The sequence below is a fragment of the Chitinophaga sp. CF418 genome (assembly GCF_900142925.1).
GTDB lineage: Bacteria > Bacteroidota > Bacteroidia > Chitinophagales > Chitinophagaceae > Chitinophaga.
This window is the reverse complement of sequence record NZ_FRCN01000001.1, coordinates 655313-679269: the sequence shown is the minus strand read 5'-3', so window position 1 is coordinate 679269 and position 23957 is coordinate 655313. Positions and strand designations below refer to the sequence as shown.

General features: G+C 45.7%; 17 protein-coding genes. 3 read left to right on the top strand and 14 right to left on the bottom strand.

What is annotated here, in order from left to right; translation table 11 throughout:
• Nucleotides 1–22 precede the first annotated feature (22 nt).
• Nucleotides 23–1729 carry a single-stranded-DNA-specific exonuclease RecJ gene (gene recJ, locus F3I09_RS02780; RefSeq protein ID WP_149693508.1) on the bottom strand — a complete coding sequence of 569 codons (1707 nt, stop codon included), beginning with the start codon at nt 1727–1729 and terminating at the stop codon, nt 23–25.
• A gap of 68 nt (nt 1730–1797) precedes the next feature.
• Nucleotides 1798–2763, bottom strand: a complete 966-nt coding sequence (locus tag F3I09_RS02775; RefSeq protein ID WP_149693507.1) for a polyprenyl synthetase family protein — start codon at nt 2761–2763, stop codon at nt 1798–1800.
• Between the two features lie 313 nt (nt 2764–3076).
• Between F3I09_RS02775 and F3I09_RS02770 the strand changes: the two genes are divergently transcribed.
• On the top strand, nt 3077–4621 hold the full coding sequence (locus F3I09_RS02770) for an OmpA family protein (RefSeq protein WP_149693506.1): 1545 nt from the start codon (nt 3077–3079) through the stop codon (nt 4619–4621).
• 138 nt (nt 4622–4759) lie between these two features.
• Nucleotides 4760–6715, top strand: a complete 1956-nt coding sequence (locus F3I09_RS02765; RefSeq protein WP_188133658.1) for a KUP/HAK/KT family potassium transporter — start codon at nt 4760–4762, stop codon at nt 6713–6715.
• 36 nt (nt 6716–6751) lie between these two features.
• Here F3I09_RS02765 and F3I09_RS02760 read toward each other — a convergent pair whose 3' ends face one another.
• Both F3I09_RS02760 and dinD read right to left on the bottom strand, forming a co-directional pair.
• Nucleotides 6752–7615 carry a pirin family protein gene (locus tag F3I09_RS02760; protein ID WP_149693504.1) on the bottom strand — a complete coding sequence of 288 codons (864 nt, stop codon included), beginning with the start codon at nt 7613–7615 and terminating at the stop codon, nt 6752–6754.
• Between the two features lie 379 nt (nt 7616–7994).
• Nucleotides 7995–8834, bottom strand: coding sequence for a DNA damage-inducible protein D (gene dinD / locus F3I09_RS02755; protein WP_149693503.1), 840 nt, complete (start codon nt 8832–8834; stop codon nt 7995–7997).
• Nucleotides 8835–9029: 195 nt separating this feature from the next.
• Here dinD and F3I09_RS02750 point away from each other — a divergent pair, with 195 nt between their 5' ends.
• Complete coding sequence (locus tag F3I09_RS02750; RefSeq protein WP_149693502.1) at nt 9030–9410, top strand: YidH family protein; 381 nt, start codon at nt 9030–9032, stop codon at nt 9408–9410.
• A 172-nt stretch (nt 9411–9582) separates the two neighbouring features.
• Here the strand turns inward: F3I09_RS02750 and ftsZ are convergent, their stop codons facing one another.
• The 10 genes from ftsZ to F3I09_RS02700 form a co-directional block, all read right to left on the bottom strand.
• Nucleotides 9583–11274 (bottom strand): cell division protein FtsZ, encoded by a 1692-nt coding sequence (ftsZ, locus tag F3I09_RS02745; RefSeq protein WP_149693501.1) that lies wholly within the window; start codon nt 11272–11274, stop codon nt 9583–9585.
• A gap of 141 nt (nt 11275–11415) precedes the next feature.
• Complete coding sequence (ftsA, locus tag F3I09_RS02740; RefSeq protein WP_149693500.1) at nt 11416–12819, bottom strand: cell division protein FtsA; 1404 nt, start codon at nt 12817–12819, stop codon at nt 11416–11418.
• A complete protein-coding gene (locus tag F3I09_RS02735; RefSeq protein WP_149693499.1) occupies nt 12816–13901 on the bottom strand; it encodes a cell division protein FtsQ/DivIB in 1086 nt (361 codons plus the stop codon). Before F3I09_RS02735 ends, ftsA begins: the two co-directional genes overlap by 4 nt.
• Before the next feature lie 17 nt (nt 13902–13918).
• Nucleotides 13919–15310, bottom strand: a complete 1392-nt coding sequence (gene murC / locus F3I09_RS02730) for a UDP-N-acetylmuramate--L-alanine ligase (protein WP_149693498.1) — start codon at nt 15308–15310, stop codon at nt 13919–13921.
• A 22-nt stretch (nt 15311–15332) separates the two neighbouring features.
• Nucleotides 15333–16427, bottom strand: a complete 1095-nt coding sequence (gene murG / locus F3I09_RS02725; protein WP_149693497.1) for an undecaprenyldiphospho-muramoylpentapeptide beta-N-acetylglucosaminyltransferase — start codon at nt 16425–16427, stop codon at nt 15333–15335.
• Between the two features lie 21 nt (nt 16428–16448).
• On the bottom strand, nt 16449–17642 hold the full coding sequence (locus F3I09_RS02720; protein WP_149693496.1) for an FtsW/RodA/SpoVE family cell cycle protein: 1194 nt from the start codon (nt 17640–17642) through the stop codon (nt 16449–16451).
• Between the two features lie 54 nt (nt 17643–17696).
• A complete protein-coding gene (gene murD / locus F3I09_RS02715; RefSeq protein WP_149693495.1) occupies nt 17697–19037 on the bottom strand; it encodes a UDP-N-acetylmuramoyl-L-alanine--D-glutamate ligase in 1341 nt (446 codons plus the stop codon).
• A gap of 2 nt (nt 19038–19039) precedes the next feature.
• The gene (mraY, locus tag F3I09_RS02710; RefSeq protein WP_149693494.1) at nt 19040–20290 is read right to left on the bottom strand and encodes a phospho-N-acetylmuramoyl-pentapeptide-transferase; all 1251 of its coding nucleotides are present in this window, start codon (nt 20288–20290) and stop codon (nt 19040–19042) included.
• 77 nt (nt 20291–20367) lie between these two features.
• Complete coding sequence (locus F3I09_RS02705) at nt 20368–21834, bottom strand: UDP-N-acetylmuramoyl-L-alanyl-D-glutamate--2,6-diaminopimelate ligase (RefSeq protein ID WP_149693493.1); 1467 nt, start codon at nt 21832–21834, stop codon at nt 20368–20370.
• Between the two features lie 4 nt (nt 21835–21838).
• The gene (locus F3I09_RS02700) at nt 21839–23944 is read right to left on the bottom strand and encodes a penicillin-binding protein (protein WP_149693492.1); all 2106 of its coding nucleotides are present in this window, start codon (nt 23942–23944) and stop codon (nt 21839–21841) included.
• Between the last annotated feature and the right edge of the window lie 13 nt (nt 23945–23957).

The window sequence follows — 23957 nt, the reverse complement described above, 5'->3', positions numbered from 1 at the left end:
GAAGGGGAATAAGTAATATTACTTAGTTGTGAGCCCTGATATCAATTACTTTCAGTTGCAGATTCATTTTACCGTTCCACTCGTTTTCATCGATAGTAAAGGCCATATCGAAGGGCTGTTTACTGTTCACGATGTGGAATTTTTCGGACATGTAGAATCCTATGCCCGTTAATGCGTTAGGTGATTTGCCCTGTTTTACGGAGAACTTAATGTGTTCATCCTTTACAAGTCTTGAATAACCACTGTCGGTTACATTCCTGACGAGGAAAACGGGACGTAGGTTCTCTGGTCCCAATGGCTCAAACTGCCGCAGGATATTGAAGAAAGCGGGAGTAATATCTTTCAGTTGTATCTCGGTATCGATCAGTATTTCCGGTACCAGCAGTTCCGGATCAATGGTAGTGGCTACTACTTCCTCAAATTTCTTTTGAAATGCAGCAACATTTTCGGGCTTTAATGTCATACCGGCTGCATAGAAATGTCCACCATAATTCTCAAGAAGCTCCTTACACTGGTGGATAGCTTCATATACATTGAAACCGGTGACTGAGCGTGCAGAACCTGCTACTTTATCATTACTCAGCGTAAGAATAATAGTAGGGCGGTAATAATATTTATCGATCAGGCGGGATGCAACAATACCTACTACGCCCTTATGCCAGTCTGGTTTATAAAGAACGGTGGATTTTTTATCCTGCAGTGTAAGATCGTTCTGCAGCAATTCAACTGCTTCCTTGGTGATGTTGCCATCTATTTCTTTCCTGTCAAAGTTATCGGCATGCAACACTTTGGCAATTTCCATTGCTTTCTCCTTATCTGTTTCCACGAACAGGTTTACTGCTTTTCTTGCATCATCCATTCTGCCTGCTGCGTTGACGCGAGGCGCTATCACAAACACGAGATTGGAGATGGTCAGCTGTTCTTTCAATCCGCTCAGTTCTATCAATGCCTGTATACCGGGAAGCGGGGCGGAGTTTACTTTCTTTAATCCATGAAAGGCCAGCACGCGGTTCTCTCCCGTCATCGGTACAATGTCGGCAGCGATACTGGTGGCTACCAGGTCCAGGTAACTATGTACTTTTTCATCCGGTACGCCTCTTTTTTGTGCGAAAGCAGAGATCAGTTTATAGCCGATGCCGCAGCCACTTAACTCTTTATATGGATAAGGACAGTCGTATTGTTTAGGATTGAGGATGGCAACTGCCGGTGGCAATATTGCATCGGGCAGGTGGTGGTCGCAGATGATAAAGTCTATGCCATTGTCGGCCGCCCAGGTAATCTGATCGATGGCCTTGATGCCACAATCCAATGCAATCACCAGGGTGAATTCATTGTCCCTGGCGTATTCTATACCTTGTTTGGAAATGCCGTATCCTTCTTTATACCGGTGAGGAATATAAAATTCGATCTTATTATATAAGGAATGCAGAAAGTCAAAAACAGTAGCTACAGCGGTAGTGCCATCCACATCATAGTCTCCGAAAACGAGGATCTTTTCATTTCTGAAAAAGGCCTGTTCAATACGGGAGACTGCTTTATCCATATCTTTCATCAGCCAGGGATCGTGCAGATCCGCAAGGGTAGGCCGGAAAAAAAGGCGTGATTCATCGTAGGTATGCATACCCCGTTGAACCAGCAATCTGCATAATAAAGGGTGAATACGCAAAGACGACTGGAGCAATGCTTCCTGTTTCGGTTGATAAGATCGGACTGTCCAGCGTTTTTGCATTAATGCGTGAGTTAGTATCTAAAGTTGTTTGAATCTTGTTCTGTTCTCGGAAGATAAGTTTTTATTGGTTAAAAAGTACGATCTGTGGTATATCTTACTAATGTTTCCAGGCCGGCCCTGATATCATTTTCAGGAAAGCTGTGGAGGATAGCCAATGCGTCATCGCGGTACTCGAACATTTTCTGTTGTGTATATTCAATGCCACCGGATTTTTTTACCAGGTCAATCACTTCTGCGACACGGTCTTTATCAGTATTGTGATTTTTGACGATATTAATAATATGTCTTCTGGTATCCGGAGTGGCATGTTCCAGGGTATAGATGAGCGGGAGTGTCATTTTCTTTTCCCGTATATCAATCCCTGTAGGTTTACCTATTTTATCGGAGCCATAGTCGAAGAGATCGTCTTTGATCTGGAAAGCTACTCCTACCTTTTCTCCAAAAAGGCGCATTTTCTCGGTAGTTTCATCGTTGTTGGTGGTGCTCCAGGCGCCGGCAGCGCAGGCTGAGGCGAGGAGGGAAGCTGTTTTCCGGCGGATGATCTCGAAGTAGATGTCTTCTTTAATATTAAGCTTACGTGTTTTTTCTATCTGCAGGAGTTCTCCTTCACTCATTTCCCTTACAGCATCCGAGAGGATCTTTAAGGCTTTGAACTCATTGTTATTTACTGATAGTAGTAGTCCTTTAGACAGGAGATAGTCTCCCACCAGCACGGCTATCTTGTTTTTCCACAGTGCATTGATGGAGAAGAAGCCCCTTCTTTCATTGGCATCATCTACCACATCGTCATGAACGAGTGTAGCTGTATGGAGCAGTTCTACGAAGGCTGCGGCATGATATGTGCTTTCCTGTATATTATTATTAAAGAGTTTGGCAGATAAAAGCACAAACATGGGCCTGATCTGCTTGCCTTTACGTTTAACGATGTAATGCATGATCCTGTCCAAAAGGGGGACATGACTTTTTACAGCGTCAGCGAATTTGCTTTCAAAATCCTGTAATTCCTTACTGATCAGGTGTTTAATTTCGTCCATAGGTGCTTTAAAAAGATTGCTAAGCTATGCTTAAAATGTCAAATTTTAACAAATTGGCCCCTAATTTGTGTATATGGGTGTAACATAACTTTAACAATACCTTGTTTTAGTTATAACAAATATGCTTATTCGTTATATACCAAGTCAAATTAAGGTATAACATTTGTTTTGCCTAAGCACTAGTAGTTAACTAGTTATCAATGAAAATAATATTGTAACAAAAATTTGAATATTCATTTGAGAATTTTACCTTTGCTGGGTAAAAAAACGGGTTATTAGTAAATTTTTAACAGTTTTTAAATAGAAAACAATTATGGCAAGCAAAAAGTACTTATTACTGGCAGGCGCTATGAGTCTCCTAGCGGCGTCCTCCAGTTTTGCACAAGTTACCCCTGTTTATGATGCCCTGGATTCAAGTAAAGTACCAGCGTCAAGACAGGCCCAACAGAACAACTTTTCCAACCACCAGTATGATTTCCCTGCGAAACCTCGCGATATGTGGGAATTAGGTTTCCATGGTGGTCTTCACCTGATCAATGGTACAATCCCAGCTAGACCAGGTTTTGGTGGTGGTATCTCCCTGAGAAAATCTCTGGGTCATACTATCTCTGTAAGAGCAGAATACACCGGTTCCTTCGATAAAGGTCTGGATTACAGATTAAGGCCAGCGATCACTACTGGTAGCAATGCATGGGCAACAACTGCTGCAGCTAACAATGGTCTGATCGTAGCTAACTATAAAACAGCTGCTCACCAGTTGTCTTTTGACCTGATGGCTTCTCTGAGCAACATCCTGTTCTACAAGGCACAGCCTAAAATCAACTGGTATGTATTCGGTGGTTACAGCCTGGGTCTGATCGACGTTGACGTTGATGCGTTAAACGGTAGCGCAGCTTATAACTACAGCAGCATCAACTTCTCTGCTCCTCGTAAAGACATCAAGGATCAGCTGAAGAACCTGTTAGACGGAGATTACGAGCAGAACGCTCCATCTCAGGGTAACAGAGCTAACATCGGTCGTAAAAACGACAACCAGATGTGGCGTCATGGCGCTGATTTCGGTACTGGAATCGCGTACAAAATTTCTAAACGTTTCAACATCGGTATCGAAGAGAAATATACGCTGTACTTTGATGACTATCTGGACGGTTATTCCTCTCCATATACCAGTCACAAAGATGCGTTCAGCTATACCAGCATTCGTCTGAACTTCAACCTGGGTAACTCCGCTAAACGCGTTGAGCCATTATGGTGGGTAAATCCGCTGAACTACGCTTACAACGAACTGAGCGCTCCTCGTCACATGAAGCTGCCTACTCCGGTACTGCCTGATGCTGATGGTGATGGTGTTACTGACCAGTTTGATCGTGAGCCTAACACACCAGCTGGTGCTCCAGTTGATGTTCACGGTGTTGCTAAAGATACTGATGGTGACGGTGTTCCTGACTTCAAGGATAAACAACTGGTTACTCCAACTTACTGCCAGCCAGTTGACGCTGATGGTGTTGGTAAATGCCCAGATCCTGAGTGCTGCAAAACCCAGCCTATAACTGCTGCTTGTAACACACTGGTACTGCCTAGCGTAAGCTTCAAAGGTAGCTCTACCAAAGTTGCAACTGACAACGAAGCTGTACTGGCAAGCGTTGCTAGCACACTGAAATCTAACCCATCTTGCAACATCCTGGTTACTGGCCACGCTGGTGCTAAAGGTAAAAAAGGTGGTGTTGATCTGAGCAGCAGAAGAGTAGATGCAGTTATCGACTACCTGGCTGATAAACAAGGTATCGATCGCGGTCGCTTCATCAAACAAAACACTCCTGGTGAGTCTTCCACTGTTGATTTAGCTCCTGCTAACTAATAGTGTCTCACTAAGAAGATATAAGGCCCCGTCTCGCGCAAACCGAGACGGGGTTTTTTTATAAGCGGATTTTTTGATATTTGTACATCTCCGCAATTCCACCTAACTTTGGTGGCTTTTTTATTAAATACATATTTCGTGAGAAAAGACATTAACAGGGTAAGCCTGGCCGGTTTAGTAGTAGCTTTGGGTATTATCTACGGTGACATTGGTACCTCTCCGTTATACGTTTTCAAGGCAATTGTAGGCAATAACCCTGTAAGCGATCTCCTGGTTATCGGTGGTATATCCTGTATCATCTGGACCCTGACTTTACAAACGACGATTAAATATGTGATCCTGACACTTCGGGCCGATAACAAAGGTGAAGGCGGGATTTTTTCATTATATGCGTTGGTCAGAAGGCATGCCAAATGGGCCGTTATCTTTGGGATGATAGGAGGGGCCGCCCTGCTGGCCGATGGGATCATTACCCCACCTATTACTGTTACATCTGCTATTGAGGGGTTACGGACCCTGGAAGTATTCAAAGACCTCAGCCAGTTCACAATTGTAAAGATCGTGCTGACCATCATCACTTTAATGTTTGTAGTACAGCAATTTGGTACCGTATCCATCGGCAAATTGTTTGGCCCTATTATGGTGATCTGGTTTTCTATGCTGGGGCTGCTGGGCCTGTCGCACATCGTGGATGACGTGGCTGTCTTAAAAGCATTCAGCCCCCACTATGCCATCGAGCTGCTCACCACCTATCCCCGTGGGTTTATGATATTAGGAGCGGTATTCCTGTGTACCACTGGAGCTGAAGCCCTTTATTCCGACCTTGGCCACTGTGGTAGAGGAAATATCCGGATTTCCTGGATTTTTGTGAAGGCCTGCCTGATCCTGAACTACCTCGGACAAGGTGCCTGGTTGCTGACGCAGAAAGGACAGATCATCCCTAAAGACCAGAACCCATTCTTCGCTATTATGCCTGAATGGTTTGTCATCTTTGGAGTGCTGATCGCTACCCTGGCATCCATTATTGCCAGTCAGGCGCTGATATCAGGGTCTTTTACCCTCATTTCAGAAGCAATGCGATTAAACCTTTGGCCTAAATTAAAGATTAATTACCCTACGGAGGAACGCGGACAGTTATACATCCCTGGTATTAATACCATGTTGTTCGTGGGTTGTGTGGCTATTGTGCTGATCTTTAAGGAGTCTTCCTCTATGGAGGCGGCCTATGGATTGTCCATCACCATCTGTATGCTGATGACGTCCTGTCTGTTCGCCTTCTACCTATATACGCGGAGGGTCCGGCTCAGCCTGATCCTGATCTACCTGGTCATTTATTTTACCCTGGAATTCTCCTTCCTCTTCGCTAACCTGGTGAAATTCATGCATGGCGGTTATGTAACCGTAATTGTGGCGGGAATCCTCTTCCTGATCATGATGGTATGGTTTAAATCCAGGAAGATCAAGAACCGGTACGTGGAATTTGTAAGGCTGGAAGATCATCTTCCGGTGATCCAGGAACTAAGTAACGACAGCACTATCCCCAAATATGCCACTCACCTGGTGTATATGAGTAGCGCTGACAATCCGAAGGAGATCGAGCATAAGATCATTTATTCTATCCTGAACAAGAAGCCCAAAAGGGCGGATATATACTGGTTTGTACATGTGGACGTTGTGGATGAGCCTTATCTGAGTGAATATTCCGTACAGACGATCATTCCTAATGAGGTGATCAGGGTGGAATTCAGACTGGGCTTTAAAGTGGAGCAGCGTATCAACCTGATGTTCCGCATGGTCGTGGAAGATATGGTGCGTAACAAGGAAGTGAACATTACCAGCCGGTACGAATCCCTGAGCAAGAACAATGTAGTAGGGGACTTCCAGTTCATCGTAATGGAGAAATTCCTTTCGCACGATAATGACCTGCCACTCTATGAGCGTTTGGTAATGCGTATGTACTTCTTCCTGAAAAAGATCAGCTTATCAGAGGAGCGTGGTTTCGGACTGGATTCCAGTTACGTAACGATCGAAAAATATCCGCTGGTGGTATCGCCTGTCACGAACCTGCAACTGCGACGGATCATACATTTTTAATAGAAAAGGCCAGCTTAATGCTGGCCTTTTTACTTTTTAGTCTATATAGAACCCGAATTTACCCATTCGCTCATCTCTCATCGCCTCCATAATCTCGGTCTGGGTATTCATTACATAAGGGCCATGCCAGGCAACAGGCTCGTTTAAAGGCGCTCCGTCACAATAGAGGATAATTGCATCACTGCTGGCAGCGATATTGATCGTATCTCCGTCGTTATTAAAGAGCACCAGCGACCTGTCTCCGGCTGTCTTTCCATTCACCGTTACATTACCCCGCAATACATAAAACAAGACATTCCTGCTCTCCGCAACATTGATTTCTGCCTTGCTATCCGGCTTCATTGTTATCAGGAAGGCATTGACCCCTGTAAGGGAATTGATAGCGCCTTTATGGCCATTCCAATTGCCTCCTGCGATAGCTACCTTCACCTTATCATCGTCTGTAGTTACTACAGGGATATCATTCTGCTGTAAGCCGGTATATTTAGCTGGATTCATCTTTAATTTTGCCGGCAGGTTGATCCAGAGCTGTAAGAGTTCCAGGTCTCCACCTTCTTCCTTAAAGGATTTCTCCACATATTCATTATGTATCAATCCCCTTGCAGCAGACATCCACTGTACGCCGCCTGCATCAATCCTGCTATGATAACCATGTGAGTCTTTATGTACTACGTGTCCGCTAATGATCCAGGTCACTGTTTCAAACCCTCTGTGCGGGTGAGGACCGAACGGCATGCCGCTGTTAAAAGGGGGCAGGGTCATAGGTCCGTGGTGATGTAATAACAGAAATGGGTCCGTCGCCTTGCCGTCCTGATAAGGCAAAGGACTGTAGAAGTAATAATCGCTCAGAGAGCCATTTATCGGATGGTTGTTTACAACCTTGTTTACTGTCTTTTGCATAAGCAAATTTACGAAGGAAGGGCGGGGTGGGGAATGGATAGATGTGGGGAAGTGGTGGATGATTTTAGGTATATAAATTACGGCATCATAAACTACAGATAAGTGGTTCCAAAATCAACTACGACGCTATTGGTTTTTTCTGGCTCGACGATCTGACATGTGTGTGTGTGGTGTTGATATAGCAATAGCATTAATAACACTTAACTGCTCAAATAAGGGGTAGCCGACGGTATTGTTCATGCATTGGAAATGATGATTTCTTCGTACTTTTTGTTCCAGGTCAGAATTTTCTCTTTCAATGGACCTATACTTCTAATTCTGAACAAGCTACTAGTCTTTGGCTTGAAAGCCTTTTTACAGCAGCAGGGTGTGGAGAGTACTATTTTTTCTTCTTTACGTTTTTGAGAACGCTTTTTTCTTCATTATCCAGCTTTCTCTGTAATTTCTTTACATCTTCAGCCGGAGGGATTTGTTCGGGTTTAATACCTCTTTTTAACAGTATTTTTCGTACCTCAAGGTTGTTGTCAACATGTTCTTTAGATATTTGTTGATCTCCTTTCAAATCCTTTTCAACAACATTATGGCTTGTTAATTCTGTGGCGAAATCTTTTGCCTTCAAGGTTAAAGTCGGTAGAAAGTCTGCGAGAGGACGATTAGCTGGCACATTCAATTTCTGTTTCATTGCCTGGGTATTAATTCCACCAAATAGTGCCTGATCACCCTTAGATCGAATAACGGCAAAGCTTTGTTCATCCACTCCTCGTTCATAAATAATGCCGGAGAGTTTTTTCTCTGATTGAGTAAGCTTTTCTCTTGCAGTTACACGGGCTACTTCCAACAATCGTTGCTCAATTATCTCTTGTTTTCTGGTCTGTACTGCAAAGTATGTTTGGGCAAATCCAATAGTGGGCTTGGACGAATCGCCATTTTGCGCAATCAGATAACATGCATAACGGGTCAAAGCAATGTCATCAATGTTCCGTTCTCCTCCTTTTCCTAATCCGATCATTTTCCCGATATCGGCAAAATGATCAGAAACCACTTCCCCAGCAGCTTCACATGACTTTTTAGCCTTTTCAATTACCTTTGCAAAGTTATCCCATTTCGAATATCCCAATATTACCTGGAGCTCTCTTGCGCTCCAGCATTCGACTCCCCCATGGTCGTAACGGATTCCTTCAAATTTTTCAAAAAGTTCTGCTATTTGATCACTTTTCATTTGGTGTATGATTTTGAGTGTTAACGTATAATGCCAGATATATCTTGGGAAACACAATTGGAGTTTAAATCATATCAGGCGTTCAAAGCTACTGAAAAAATGAAAACAGTTCCTAAATGCTTGCTACTCAAAATTGAGTGCGTTTAATATTTTGCAATTTAATTTTACTGTATCTTTTAGTGAAAAATAAATCACATGCCAGAAGAGAAAAGGAAAGGGAATGTCAGCGATCATCTTGCAAACGAACGAACGCTGCTTGCCTGGATAAGAACGAATATTGGAATAATGGCCTTTGGCTTCGTAGTGGTCAAATTTTCGCTTTTCGTGAAGCAGATCTCACTGGTACTGGGAAAGGAGTATGCGATTCATTCCAGGAGTGTTTCTGCGCTTGTTGGAATATTACTTGTGGTGGTTGGCGCCGCTACTACGATATTCTCTTATGTCCGGTATAAACGTACCGAAAAGCAATTGACGGAAGGGACTTATTACCACTCGTCTTTGCTCATTACACTGTTAACGGCATTTATATTTTTGGTGAGTGTATTGCTGATTGTTTATTTGATTGAAAGTGCATAACCGCAATCCGATCATTTTGCCGATATCGGCAAAATGATCGGAAATTGTTTCTCTACGGATTTTATTACAAAGCACAGCCGCAACTATTTTTGTTTAGCACAAAAAAAGTCCCCCGGGGAACCGGAGGACTTTTCTTTAACACAACTAAAAAACAATCAAACGTCCGAATAGATCAATCGGGTTTTTTCCCATCTAAAAAGGTATTAATCGTATTAATTTCCGCCTGGTTGTTCTGACCGTCGGAAATAGTATAGTTAGAATAGAAGTTTTCTGCTGATCCGGCGCCATTATCGAGGTTGATGTTACGACGGATGTAGGCAGGAACATTTTCTATTTCTGTGTTATTATCTATGCCTTTTACATTGAAGCTGATGCTGCGCAGTTTTGCCACGCGTTCAGCCTGTTTGCGTTTTTGTTCTTCCAGTTGCTCTTCAAAAGCCTGCAGCTGGATCTCTGACGGTGCTTCCGGCGCCTGATCTTCATCTCTGAAAACCATTTTCATTTCCGGAACATCCGGAGAAGCAGGCGTGTTGCCACCTGGCTCTATGTAGATGTATGCAGGGCCTGCAGGGTAGCCACCGGCTGCAGGAGTAGGCTGTATAACATTTACACCGGCTCCGTAGCCCGCCATAGGCTGGGAAGCCGCAGCTGAAGGCTCAATGTTGAGCGTAAAGCTTTGTCTTTCCGGCTGCTGGGGAGCAGGAGGAGTGAAGGTAGTTGCAGGCTGGGTAACCACAGGTTCTACCAGGCGGGGCGCCATCAGGTCCGCTGGTTCAACGAATAATGTCTGTTGCTGATTATTCATTTTCTTTTCATCACCATCTTGGCCCAGCTGCATTACAATCTTAGGCTGTTCCTGGGAAGGATCCTGTGGGGTCGTTTTTACCTGTTGAATCGGTTTCTGTTCAAAACCAGTAGCAATGATGGTCACGCCCAGTTTACGGTCCAGGGTAGAGTCATAACCTACACCGAGAATCACGTCGCAATCCTCACCTGCCTGGCTTTGTACGTATGCCTGTATCGTATCCATTTCATCCAGGGTGTGTTCGAATTCACCTTCTGAAGAGGAAATGTTGATCAGGATCCATTTAGCACCACGAATATCGTTATCATTCAGCAAAGGAGAAGTCAGGGCCTCTTCGATCGCTTTCTGCGCACGGTTTTCACCTTCTGCAGTGGCAGCACCAAGGATGGCCACACCGCCATTGCGCATAACGGTACAAACGTCCGCAAAGTCCACGTTGATCTGACCAGTTGAGTTGATCACATCGGTGATACATTTTGCTGCGGTTGCAAGTACGTTATCTGCTTTTTCAAAGGCAGCTTTGAATTTCAGATCGCCGAACTTCTGACGAAGCTTGTCATTGGAGATGATAAGCAGTGTATCAACATATTCTTTCAATCTGCTGACACCGTCATCTGCCTGCGCCATCCTTTTTTTCCCTTCATAAGAGAAGGGTGTTGTAACAATCCCCACCGTAAGAATACCCAGCTCCTTACATATACGTGCAATGATAGGCGCGCCACCGGTACCGGTACCGCCACCCATGCCTGCAGTAATGAAGGCCATCTTGGTATTCACCTCTAAGATCTTTTTGATTTCTTCAAAGGATTCTTCCGTCGCCTGTTCACCGATGCGGGGATTGGCACCCGCACCCAGTCCCTGCGTTAAGTGTGGCCCTAACTGTATCTTGTTAGGCACAGGGCTGTTTGCAATAGCCTGTGCATCGGTATTGCAGATGATAAAATTCACACCCTCGATGCGTTGGTTGAACATATGGTTCACCGCATTGCTCCCACCACCACCAATGCCTATCACCTTGATGATGGAAGATTTTTCTTTGGGAAGATCAAAATGTATCATGACTCTATCTCTTTTATGGGTTAGTTAGTATAATTAATAATGCCCACAATTCTTTCTAGTTATTAATTATCCCTTATTAATTATTTGATTTTTAAATCGTTTGTGGCTGCAACAATTGCGCCATATACCGACAATACCCTGTTAAAGTTTCGCATCTTCTTCTTCCGTGAACATGTCTATGATCTTTGTCTTCATCCTGTCCAGGAATGTTTTCAGCGAAGCATTCCGTTCTTTTACTTTCCTTTCCTGTATTTGCTCAACAGTCGGTTCATCGTCTTCCCAGGAATCTTCATCAAGCGTAGCTGCTTTAGCCGCCTGCTCTTTGGCCAGATAGCTGGTGTTGATCTTTACATAATTCTCTTCCAGTGCTCTGCGGTCGTTCTCATAATCATTGTAACCTTTGAGGATGAGACCTACGCAGGTAGCGTACATCGGTTTGGTCAGTTCGTCAATATGACCGCTGGCCAGGTGTTCGTTCGGATAACCGATACGTGCGCTAACACCAGTTGTATATTCAGTTAACTGTATGAGATGTTTCAGCTGGGAACCTCCACCGGTCAGGATAATACCGCCATTCAGCATCTTATTGTCCATTCCGATCTGTTTCAGATGATACACCACGAAGTCCATGATCTCACTCATACGTGCCTGTATGATGTGGGCCAGGTTCTTTACAGAGATCTCTTTCGGGCTTTGTCCACGCAGACCAGGGATAGTGATGTACGCGTTATTCTTAGCTTCATCAGCCAGGGCATAACCAAACTGCACTTTCATCTGTTCTGCCTGTGTTTTCAGTACACCCAGACCGTTCTTGATATCGTTGGTAATGTTCTCACCACCATAAGGAATCACGGCTGTATGTTTCAGAATACCTTCATAGAACACGGCGAGGTCTGTCGTACCACCACCGATGTCCACGATAGCAACACCTGCTTCGAAGTCCATATCACACATTACCGCTGCTGCAGACGCCAGTGGCTGCAGTACGAGGTCATGTATTTTCAGACCGGATTTCTCCACGCTACGGTTGATATTACGGATAGCGTTCTTGTCGCCGGTGATGATGTGGAAGTTAGCGCCCACCTTCACACCTGACATACCAATAGGGTAGGTGATGTTCTGGAGGCTGTCCACGATATACTGCTGCGGTATCACGTCAATGATCTGATCACTGGCGGGAATCACAGTTTTATATTGATCATTTATCAGCTGATCGATGTCTTTCTGAGAAATTTCGGCGTCGGTATCGCTGCGCACAATGTCACCGCGTGTCTGCAGACTCTTGATGTGGTGTCCTGCAATACCAACATATACTTCATTGATCTCGAGATTCGGATTAGAAGCGTAGCAGTTTTCCAGGGCCTGGCGAATAGCCTTGATAGTCTGATCAATATTCAGCACCATTCCGTGCTGAACACCGAAAGACGGGGCTTTACCAAAACCCAGGATTTCCAGTTTCCCGTATTCATTCTTTCTTCCTGCGATGGCAGCAATCTTTGTAGTTCCAATATCGAGACCTACAATGATGGGAGCTTCCTGATTCATGGCGTTCTATTATTTTTTGTTGTGTTGACAGATTTTTTAACCGGCTTATACACTGCTTTCGGCGCCTTTTTATCGGTCGCCGCAGCCTTTTGTACCTTCGGCTTTGAAGATGCAGGCTTAGGTGTTGTCACCTTTGCTTTTGCCTGCTTAGGTGCTGCCACTTTGGTCTGCGTCTTCATCATTGATGTTGTTTCTGCTTGCGTTACTTCATCGTGGTGTATAAGGAACTTAGCGGCAGAATCATTTCCGGCAATGCGTGCACTATCTGCAGATGCCAGTTTTCTGGATAATTCCTCACCGTTCCTTCTCGTACATACTACCTCATTTTCATAAGCAACATTAATTCTTGCGTAATTGTTCCAGCCCACTTTATTCAGTCCCTCTTTATAAAACGCCAGCAGTTTGCTGAACTTCTTTTCTACATCTGTTCCATCTCCAAAAGCGATGACATGATCGCCTAATTTCGGGATGATCTCAAATTCCCACGTCGGTGTAATCATCACCTGTTCTACCTGTGCAGACCAGAAGGGATCTTCCATGATGTAGCTGCCCAGTGTCATAATACCTGCCGACAGTGCACTGTCGGCTGTCTTGGGCTTTACAGCTTCTGCCGGATAGTCTGTGAACACCGGTACGCGGGCGGTGTAACGGGCAGATACCGGAATCCGGTCTCCTTCCGTATCAAAGTAAAAGCTGTTGCCGGCTGTCGTGAATACTCGCGCTACAGGCTCTCGCTGTGTTACTTTTATATTCAGCTTGCGCTGGTTGTCAATGAATATCTCTGCATTTTTTACCCAGGGGTCACGTGATACGATCTTCTCCAGGTTAGCGGTATTAATATTCTTGATTGGTTTGCCGACGGGGTTTGAATCCATGTCTTTCGTCACCAGTGCCTTAATATCTCTTTCTTCAATGAAGAAATTGCCCTCATCTCCCTGCAGTTTTACAACGATCCCGGTGCATTTACCATCATTCTTGTCATTGACTGCGGCTACCAGGATGACAACAAAGCCCGCCAGCACGCCTAACCACATCAGAGTGGTGCCGATTCGTCTTAGTACTTTACGGGTTTTGGTTTGCATTGGGTGTTATACTTTTTTTATGCGTCTTTCTTTACTCCTTCATTGTCTATGATTCCTTTTCCATTCAGTATTTCCTGTACGGGCTCCCGGAACTGGTCTATATCTCCTGCACCGGCCGTGATAAATAGTGGCGCACTGTTCGCTTTTATCCAGGGTAACACGTCCTCTTTTTGTATCACTTGAACGGGCTTGCTGATCTTCCTGGCTATTATCTCGCTGTGTACTCCTTCAATCGGTAATTCCCTGGCCGGATAGATGGGGAGTAATAATACTTCATCTGCCAGCGAGAGGCTTTCTGAAAAGCCGTCTGCAAAGTCGCGTGTACGTGTGTACAGGTGCGGCTGAAACAGCACGATGCATTTCCTGTCGGGGAATAATGCGCGGGCGCTGGTGATCAGTGCGCGCAATTCCTCCGGATGGTGTGCATAGTCGTCGATATACACCTGATAGTCGTTCTTCACGAGGTATTCAAACCTGCGTTTGATACCTTTAAAGTCAGCAATAGCTGCTTTGATCTTGTCGTCTTCAATACCCAGCAGCTGCGCTACAGCAATGGCTGCTACGGTGTTCTCTATATTGTGGGTACCGCCGATCGGAAGATAGATGTTATTCAGTTTCCAGTCTTTCTGTACCACATCGAACATGTAACCACCTTCTGTTGGTTGTATGTTGGTAGCATGTATGTCCGCTTTGCTGTCGTCAAGGTGATACCAGATATGATTATCGCCCTTCAGTTCATCTGCGCGTTGTAAACCCTGCTTAGCCACCAGTGTGCCATTGGCTTTGATGTTGCGGGTGTACTGTATAAATGCTTCCTGTACTTCTTCTTCTGTACCGTAAATATCCAGGTGATCTGCATCGATCGCCGTTAATACAGCCACATCAGGATGCAGTTTCAGGAATGAACGGTCATATTCATCCGCTTCTATCACAGCTACCTGTTTGCTGCTGCTCCAGAAGTTACGGTCATAGTTAGCGCTGATACCTCCGAGGAAAGCGTTACAGCCATAACCGGTATCCCTGAGTATATGTGCGATCAGGGTAGAGGTAGTGGTTTTACCATGTGTACCGCCTACCGTGATGGCATACAGGTTCCTGGTGATTTCCTGTAATACGTCACTGCGTTTCACCACTTCATATCCCTGCTGGAGGAACCAGATCAGTTCTGAGTGGGAGCCAGGAATGGCAGGTGTGTATACTACCAGTTCTGCCTGCTGATCCAGGAGCTGTACATCGTCAGTATAATGGATCTGCATTCCTTCCTCAGCTAACTGGCGGGTAAGCGCAGTTTCGGTACGGTCATAACCGCTCACATGCACACCCTTCTCATTGAAGAAGCGTGCAATGGCGCTCATGCCAATGCCTCCGATGCCGATGAAGTATACACGTTTTATGTTGTTCAGATCCATTTTTTCAATTACGTATTACTGATTACCCTATTAATCCCATTACTTCTTTCGCTATAACCATATCAGCATTGGTATTCCCCAGTTTGCCGATATTTTCTGTCAGTTGTTCCAGCAGTGCTTTATTTTGTACCAGGCTGAATAATGTTGTCCCAAGCTGTGTTGCAGCATCATCATTTTTGATCATGAGGGCTGCTTTTTTATTTACCAGGCTTTGCGCATTGAAGGTCTGATGATCTTCTGCCGCGAAAGGATATGGTACGAATATGACGGGCTTCTTCACTACACACAATTCAGCAATGGCCAGCGCACCTGCACGTGATATCACCACGTCTGCTGCTTTATAGGCGAAATCCATCAGGTTGATGAATTCAAATACTTTCACGTGAGATGAGTATGCAGCTGCCGCGGTCTTTGCTGTTTCAAAATATGGCTTACCTGTTTGCCAGATCAGCTGTATATCTTTCTCTACAAAGCTGGACAGCAGCGGATGCAGTGCTTCATTGATGGCTTTAGCCCCCAGGCTGCCGCCAACGGCGAATACGGTTGTTTTACCGTTCTTCAGTCTGAAGTGCTGCAGTGCGTCTTCCCGTGTTACTGATGACTGCGTGATGTTATTTCTTACAGGATTACCTGTGAAGATGATCTTATCCGCAGGGAAGAATTTCTCCATGTTTTCATAGCCGGTACAGATCTTCTTTGCTTTTCTTCCCAATACCATATTGGCTTTTCCTGCAAAGGAGTTTTGTTCCTGTATCAGTGTTGGGATGCCTTTACTCTGTGCTTTGCGCAGAATGGGGAAACTGGCATAACCGCCAACGCCCACTACAGCCTGCGGCTGAAAGTGTTCGATAATACGGCGCGCCTGTCCCAGGCTTTTGATCACTTTAAAAGGCAGCAACAGGTTTTTGAACATGTTACTACGATTCAATCCGGCTATTTCCAGTCCTTCGATCTTGTAGCCCGCCTGTGGCACTTTTTCCATCTCCATTTTTCCTTTGGCGCCTACGAAAAGGATCTCCGTTTCCGGGTCTATTTTCTTCAACGCATTGGCAATAGCAATAGCCGGGAAGATATGTCCTCCTGTTCCGCCACCTGCTATGATTATTCTGCGTTGCATCTGTATAGTTTTTACGTTGTTTTAAGCTGCTGGTTGATAACCGTTTTCTTCCATCACTTTAGCGATCCGTTCCTGTTCTATCCTCTTTCCTTCCAGTTCTTCCACGTTGCGCGATACGCTGAGTATAATTCCTATGGCAAGGCTGGTAAAGATGACGGAAGAACCTCCCATACTCACCAGTGGTAGTGTAACCCCTGTTACAGGGAACAATCCCACATTCACTGCCATATTTGTAAGTGCCTGTATTACAAGCGTGACACTGAGTCCTACTGCGAGAAATGCACCAAATGCATAAGGGCATTTTCTGTATATGCGGATGCTACGTAAGAGTAGCAACATGTAGGCCATCAAGATCAAAAAGGCGCCAAAGATACCATACTCCTCGATAATTGTTGCATATATATAGTCACTATATGCATGAGGAAGAAAATTTCTTTGTGTACTGTTGCCAGGACCCTTTCCCAGTATGCCTCCGCCGGCAATCGCAATATTTGCCTGTTGCACCTGGTAAGGCAGATCTGAGTTCTCTTCTCCTGAGAAATGTTCCAGCCTGTTGATCCATGTTTGTGTACGCATTTCAAATCCCGTCAGCTTCGCAATGGCAAACATCAGTAACACCAGGACCACTACAGCTAAGACCATAGAAGCCAGGAACCTGACAGGTACCCGGCCTATAAAGCACAGTATCATGCAGCTGGCGCCCAGCAGCAAGGCTGTAGACATGTTTGCCGGCATGATCAACACACAGATGATGCTTACCGGTATAATGATGGGCAAAAAGCCCTTCCTGAAATCAGTGATCACATGCTGCCGTTTGGACAGCTGTCTGCTCACATACATGAATATGGCCAGTTTGGCCACATCCGATGTCTGGAATGTCAGGTTGATAACTGGCAGCCTTATCCAACGGCTGGCGTCGTTGATGTTGTGTCCGAATGCCAGTGTGTAGATCAGTAATGGTATAGAGATAAGAAACCCTATCTGCGCGGCACGTGAGTAAATGGTATAATTCACCCGGTGTGCGAAGTAGATGATCAGCAGCCCCATGCCCAGTACACTCAGCTGTTTGAAAAGATAGTACTCCGTATGACCTCCCTGTTCGCGATACGCCAGCGATCCCGTGGCGCTGTAAACAGCGAGCAGGCTTACCAGTGACAGGAAGATCACGATCGTCCATATCACCCTGTCTCCTTTTGTCCTATGAAGTACGTCCATTTCACTCTTTTGGCGCCGGTTGTCTGAGTGTATTACTTTCAGACAACAAGCCGGTTACAGTTCTTTGACTGCCTCCTTGAACTGCTTGCCTCTGTCTTCGTAGTTCTTGAAGAGGTCGAAGCTGGCGCAAGCAGGGGAGAGCAATACTACATCTCCTTTCGCCGCATGATGGAACGCTGCCTGAACAGCATCCTTCATATTGCGTGTATCTACCATTACCGGTGTATCATTGGATAACGCTTCCTGGATAGGAGCATTGTCAACACCGAGACAGATAATTGCTTTTACTTTTTCCTTTACCAGATCACGGATCGCGCTGTAGTCGTTTCCTTTGTCCACACCACCCATGATCAGTACTACAGGATGTTCCATGCTTTCCAATGCAAACCACAGTGAGTTTACGTTGGTTGCTTTACTATCATTAATGAAATCCACTCCGCGCACAGTAGCTACATACTCCATGCGGTGCTCCAGGCTCTTGAAAGAAGTAAGACTCTCGCGGATCTTCTCTTTCCTGATGTCCATGGTGCGTCCTGCAATACCCGCTGCCATTGAATTATACAAGTTATGTTTGCCTTTTAGCGCAAGATCATACATTGATACGATCATTGGCTCATCATTCACCTGGATGTTCACCTGTTCGTTTGCCATAAATCCTCCTTGCTTTAATGGTTCCATGATAGTAAAGGGTATTGTTGTTGAATAAATAGTTTGCTTCCTTAAATAATCGCTGATCTCGGGATCGTCCATGCAATACACGAAATAATCTTCCGGACCCTGGTTCATTGCTATGCGGAATTTTGATGCCACATAGTTCTCCATTTTGTAGTCATAACGATCCAGATGATCCGGCGTTATGTTCAGCAGAATGGCAACATTCGGTTTGAACTCCTTAATATCGTCCAGCTGAAAACTGCTCACCTCCACGATATAGTAATCCGCCGGTGCAGTGGCTACCTGCCTTGCATAACTAAGGCCGATATTTCCTACCATCGCCGTTTTCAGTCCTGCTCTTTCAAAGATGTCAAAGGTCAGCGCAGTGGTAGTGCTTTTACCGTTACTACCGGTGATGGCAATGACCTTGCTGCCTTTGCTGAACCGGTACGCGAATTCTATTTCAGAGATCACCGGCACCTGTTTCTCGCGCACTTTTTTCATCAACTCACTTTTCTCAGGTATTCCAGGGCTTTTGATGATCTCATCGGCGTTCAGGATTACATCCCAGGAGTGCTGCCCTTCTTCAAACCGAATATGGTTGACCGCCAGTTCCTGTTTGTAGATATCCTTTATAGCACCGCCATCAGACACAAATACATCATACCCCTGCCGCTTGCCTAGCAGGGCAGCGCCGATGCCGCTTTCACCGGCTCCAAGTATGACGAGTTTCTTTTGCATGTTTATCTCATTTTCAACGTTGCTATAGATACTGCTGCACAGATGATGGTAATGATCCAGAACCTTGTTGCAATTTTACTTTCATGATATCCCAGCTTCTGATAATGGTGGTGAAGGGGAGACATTCTGAAAATGCGCCTTCCTTCTCCGTATTTCTTTTTGGTGTATTTGAAGTAGGATACCTGCAGCACAACGCTGAGATTCTCTACCAGGAACACACCGCAGAAGATAGGTATCAGTAATTCCTTTCTTACGATGATCGCGATGGAAGCGATAATACCTCCCAGTGCAAGGCTACCGGTATCACCCATGAATACCTGCGCCGGATAAGCATTATACCAGAGGAAGCCCACACATGCGCCCACGAAGGCGGCAATGAAGATGGACAATTCACCCAGGTTAGGGATGTACATGATGTTCAGATACTCTGCAAACTGAATGTTACCCGATACGTAAGCAAAGATGCCCAGACACACACCGATCACTGCCGAGACTCCCGTGGCAAGGCCATCGAGGCCGTCCGTGAGGTTGGCGCCGTTCGATACGGCTGTGATGATCACGATTACGATCAGGATATACAGGATGAATGTATATTTCTCCGCACCTTCTCCCATCCAGGAGATCAGTTTAGCGTAGTTGAACTCATGATTTTTTACAAAAGGAATAGTGGTGATCGGCGTTTTTACATCTGCGAACCGGTGTCCATCCTTTGTAACTCTTTCTTTATGGTGCACATCTTTTTCGTACGAAGCGAGTTTGTTGCCGCTGATGATCTCGCGGGAGATCACTACGTTATCATTGAAATAGAGTGTGCTGCCTATGATGATACCCAGACCGATCTGTCCGAGTACTTTAAATTTGCCTGCCAGCCCTTCTTTATTTTTCTTGAATACTTTGATATAGTCATCCAGGAATCCGATCAGTCCAAGCCATACGGTACATAAAAGCATCAACCATACGTATACGGTTTTGATCTGAGCGAAAAGGAGGGTGGGAATAAGAATGGAAGACAAAATGATAAGACCACCCATGGTAGGGGTACCTTTCTTGGAGTTTTCTCCGGCCAGTCCCAGGTCGCGGATGGTTTCCCCGATCTGTTTACGCTGCAGGTAACGAACAATACGCTTACCTAACAACAAAGAAATCGCTAACGACAGCAGCAATGCCATTGTAACACGGAAGGTGATGAATTGAAACATCCCGCTGCCGCTGAAGTTTAATGATTTGAGATAGTTAAATAAGTAATATAGCATATAGTTAGTTAGTCTCTGTCAGTTGCCTGCAGTCGTTACTTACAGGTTTAGTTTCGTTAGTTGTCTCAGCATTGTTGTTATTTCCCCATCAGTTCCAGCATTTCGCGTAATACCTGTTTGTCGTCGAAAGGGTGTTTTACCCCCTGGATATCCTGGTATTTTTCGTGGCCTTTGCCGGCTACCAGGATTATATCTTCCGGGTTGGCCAGGCTTACAGCTGTTTTAATGGCTTCTTTTCTGTCGGTGATAGACAGTGATTTTTTCTTCTGGTGCACTGGTATACCTGCTTCCATCTGGTGAATGATGGCTACCGGATCTTCCGAGCGTGGATTGTCGGAGGTCAGGATCACCTTATCACTGTGTTCTGTAGCTACTGCTGCCATCACGGGGCGTTTAGCTGTATCGCGGTCGCCGCCGCAGCCTACTACTGTAATTACCTGTTCGTTGCCTTTGCGCAGGTTTTTGATAGTGGCCAGCACGTTCAGCAGTGCATCGGGTGTATGTGCATAGTCGACAATACCAATGATCTTTTCCTGTGCGGACATGATATAGTCGAATCTGCCTTCCGCGCCGGAAAGGTCGCTGAGTGCCTGCAGTACTTCGTCTTTATCCTGTCCCAGTAATATGGCTGCGCCATATACCGCCAGTAAGTTGTATGCATTGAATTCACCTATCAGGCGGAAATGCACTTCTTTTTCATTCACGGTCATGACCAGCCCTGTCAGGTTGTTTTCCAGGATCTTACCCTTGAAATCAGCTACTGTGCGCAGGCTGTATGATTGTTTCTTTGCCCGGGTGTTCTGCAGCATCACATTGCCGCGCTTGTCATCCAGGTTGGTGAGCGCAAAAGCAGCAGGAGGCAGGCCGTCAAAGAAGGCTTTTTTTACCCTGATATATTCGTCAAAGGTTTTGTGGTAATCCAGGTGATCATGAGTGATGTTGCTGAATATTCCACCGGTGAATTTCAGTCCCGCAATACGTTGCTGATGTACTGCATGGGAACTGACTTCCATGAACACATATTCGCAGCCTTCGTTCACCATTTCCGCCAGCAAGGCATTCAGGTGAATGGTGTCGGGTGTGGTATGTGTAGCCGGAACGATCTTGTCGCCGATCTGGTTCTGAACTGTAGACAGCAGTCCGCAGTGAAAGCGGAGTTTACTGAACAGGCGGAACAGGAGGGTAGCGATGGTAGTTTTACCATTGGTACCTGTTACACCAACCAGTTTCAGTTTATGCGACGGGTTATCGTAAAAGTTACCTGCAATGATGCCAGCCGCGGTAGCGCTGCTGTTCACAAGTACATATGTAACACCGTCTGCCAGGTTTTGCGGCAGTTCTTCACAGATGACAACTGCGGCGCCCTGTGCAAGGGCTTTATCTATAAACAGGTGACCATCCGCATGTACGCCTTTTATCGCAATAAAGGCATCTCCCTGGCCAATGGCCCGGGAGTCGATGCTCAGTGAATTAACAGCAGTATCAGTACTGCCGTGTACCTCACGGATGCTCACATTGTATAGTATGTCACGCAACGTCTTCATTCTCTTAGCTCAGTTCTATTACGATTGTCTGGTTTCTTTCCAACTGGGAGCCGCCGGGTATTGACTGACTGGTCACCTTACCGGCTCCTTTGATGATCACACGCAAGCCTGCATTCTCTAACAGGTATAGTGCATCTTTTAAGCCCATCCCTGTTACGTTGGGCACTCCACCTTTCACCTGCTGTATGGGCGCAAAGACGATCTTCTTATCATCTACTTTGCCGCTCACCCAGCTGCTGTTATTCACATTGCCCTGCATTGGCAGGTTTAGTTTGTTCAGTATTGTTTTCCATTCGCGTCCCTGTCCGTTTTTAAACGCCAGCAATGTATCTATTGCCAGGGTAGCACGCATGGGCTTTTGTTTTTCAAGAGCGATCGCGTACAGCTTGTCTGCCACTTCGCGGAACACTGGTCCTGCTACTGCTCCTCCGTAGAACTTCACCGCATCGAGTTTGTTCTTGATCACCACCACGCAGGTGAACTGCGGATCGTTGGCCGGGAAGTACCCTGCAAACGAAGACTGGTAGATCTTCTCTGCATAACCCCGTTTACCATTGGCTACCAGGGCGGTACCGGTCTTACCGGCAAATTTGTAGTACGGCGACCATAAGGCTCTGGCCGTACCGTTGGTCACCACACCCTCCAGCATCTGTTTTACCTGCCTGAGTGTGTTCTGTGAGCAGATACTGTCCAGAACGATTTCCGGATCAAAGTATTCCACCGGTTGACCATATTCCATGATGGCGTTTACCAGGTAAGGCTTCATCATGGTGCCGTTATTAGCCACTGCGTTGTACAACATGCAGGTCTGTAACGGGCTTATCAACACTTCGTATCCAAAGGCCATCCATGGAAGGGTGGTGGAACTCCATGTCCTTGATTTTGTATTCTTGATCACCGGTTTACCTTCCCCTACGAGGTCGATACCAGTGGCTTTGTCAAGTTTCAGCTTACGCAGGTGCGCCACAAAGTCATTGGGCCTTTTTGCGTAACACTGCATGGCCAGTTTTGCCATTCCCACGTTGGAGCTCAGTTCGAAAGCATGTTTGATGCTAACGTTTGTTTGTCCCGGGTGAGGTTCGGAATCAAACACTGTTCTCCTTCCAATCTGCCAGCGGCCTTCATTAAGGTTTACCTGATTGTTCATGGTGACGTACTGGTCATCCAGTGCGGCGATCACGGTAGCCAGTTTAAAGGTGGAACCTGGTTCGCCCACCTGTAAGGCATAGTTCATGTCCTCCCAGTAGCTGCCATCAGGCTGGCGGCCTAAGTTGGCAATGGCTTTTATCTTACCGGTTTTCACTTCCATCAGGATGCAGGTGCCGTGTTCAGCTTCATTGCTCACCATCATGTTCATGAGCGCTGTTTCCACGATGTCCTGCATATTGACGTCTATGGTGGTGATGATATCCCGTCCGTTCTCAGGTTCGATATCGTATCCTTCCACGGGAACGAATGTTCCACCGGCGATACGGCGCATCAGTCTTTTACCGGTAACGCCTTTTAAATATTTATCGTAGGTCCTTTCGAGACCTACGTTCTGAGCATTTTCCCTGGACAATCCTATTGTACGGTTGGCCAATAGTTTGAAGGGGTTGATGCGTTTATTTTTCGTTTCTGTGATCAGGCCGCCTTTGTTCCTTCCCAGTCTGAACATCGGGAAGTCGCGGACTGCCTGGTATTGGACAAACTGTACATCTCTTTTGAGGAGGAAGTACCTGTCTTTGGTTTTGTATGCGTCCAGCAGGATACGTTTGTATTCAGCTGGCGTATGATCGCCGAACAGGCCGGAAAGGCGAATGGACAATGAGTCTACATTGTCCCTGAAGATCTTTCCTTTTTTGTCCCGCAGGCCATCAGCAGCGAAATCCACCCTCAGGTTGAAGTAAGGGATGGAAGTGGAAAGCATTCTGCCTTCTTCTGAATAAATGGTGCCGCGGTCAGCATCGAGAGAAACGTAGCGGGTATGCAGGCTGTCTGCCATACTACGCCAGTAGTTGCCCTCTATGTTCTGGACCATGAACACTTTTACGAGAATTGCCACACCAAACAGTCCCATGCCAATAAAGCATAGATACACACGCCACAATATGTCTTTCTTTACTTCCACTGTTTGTTATGTA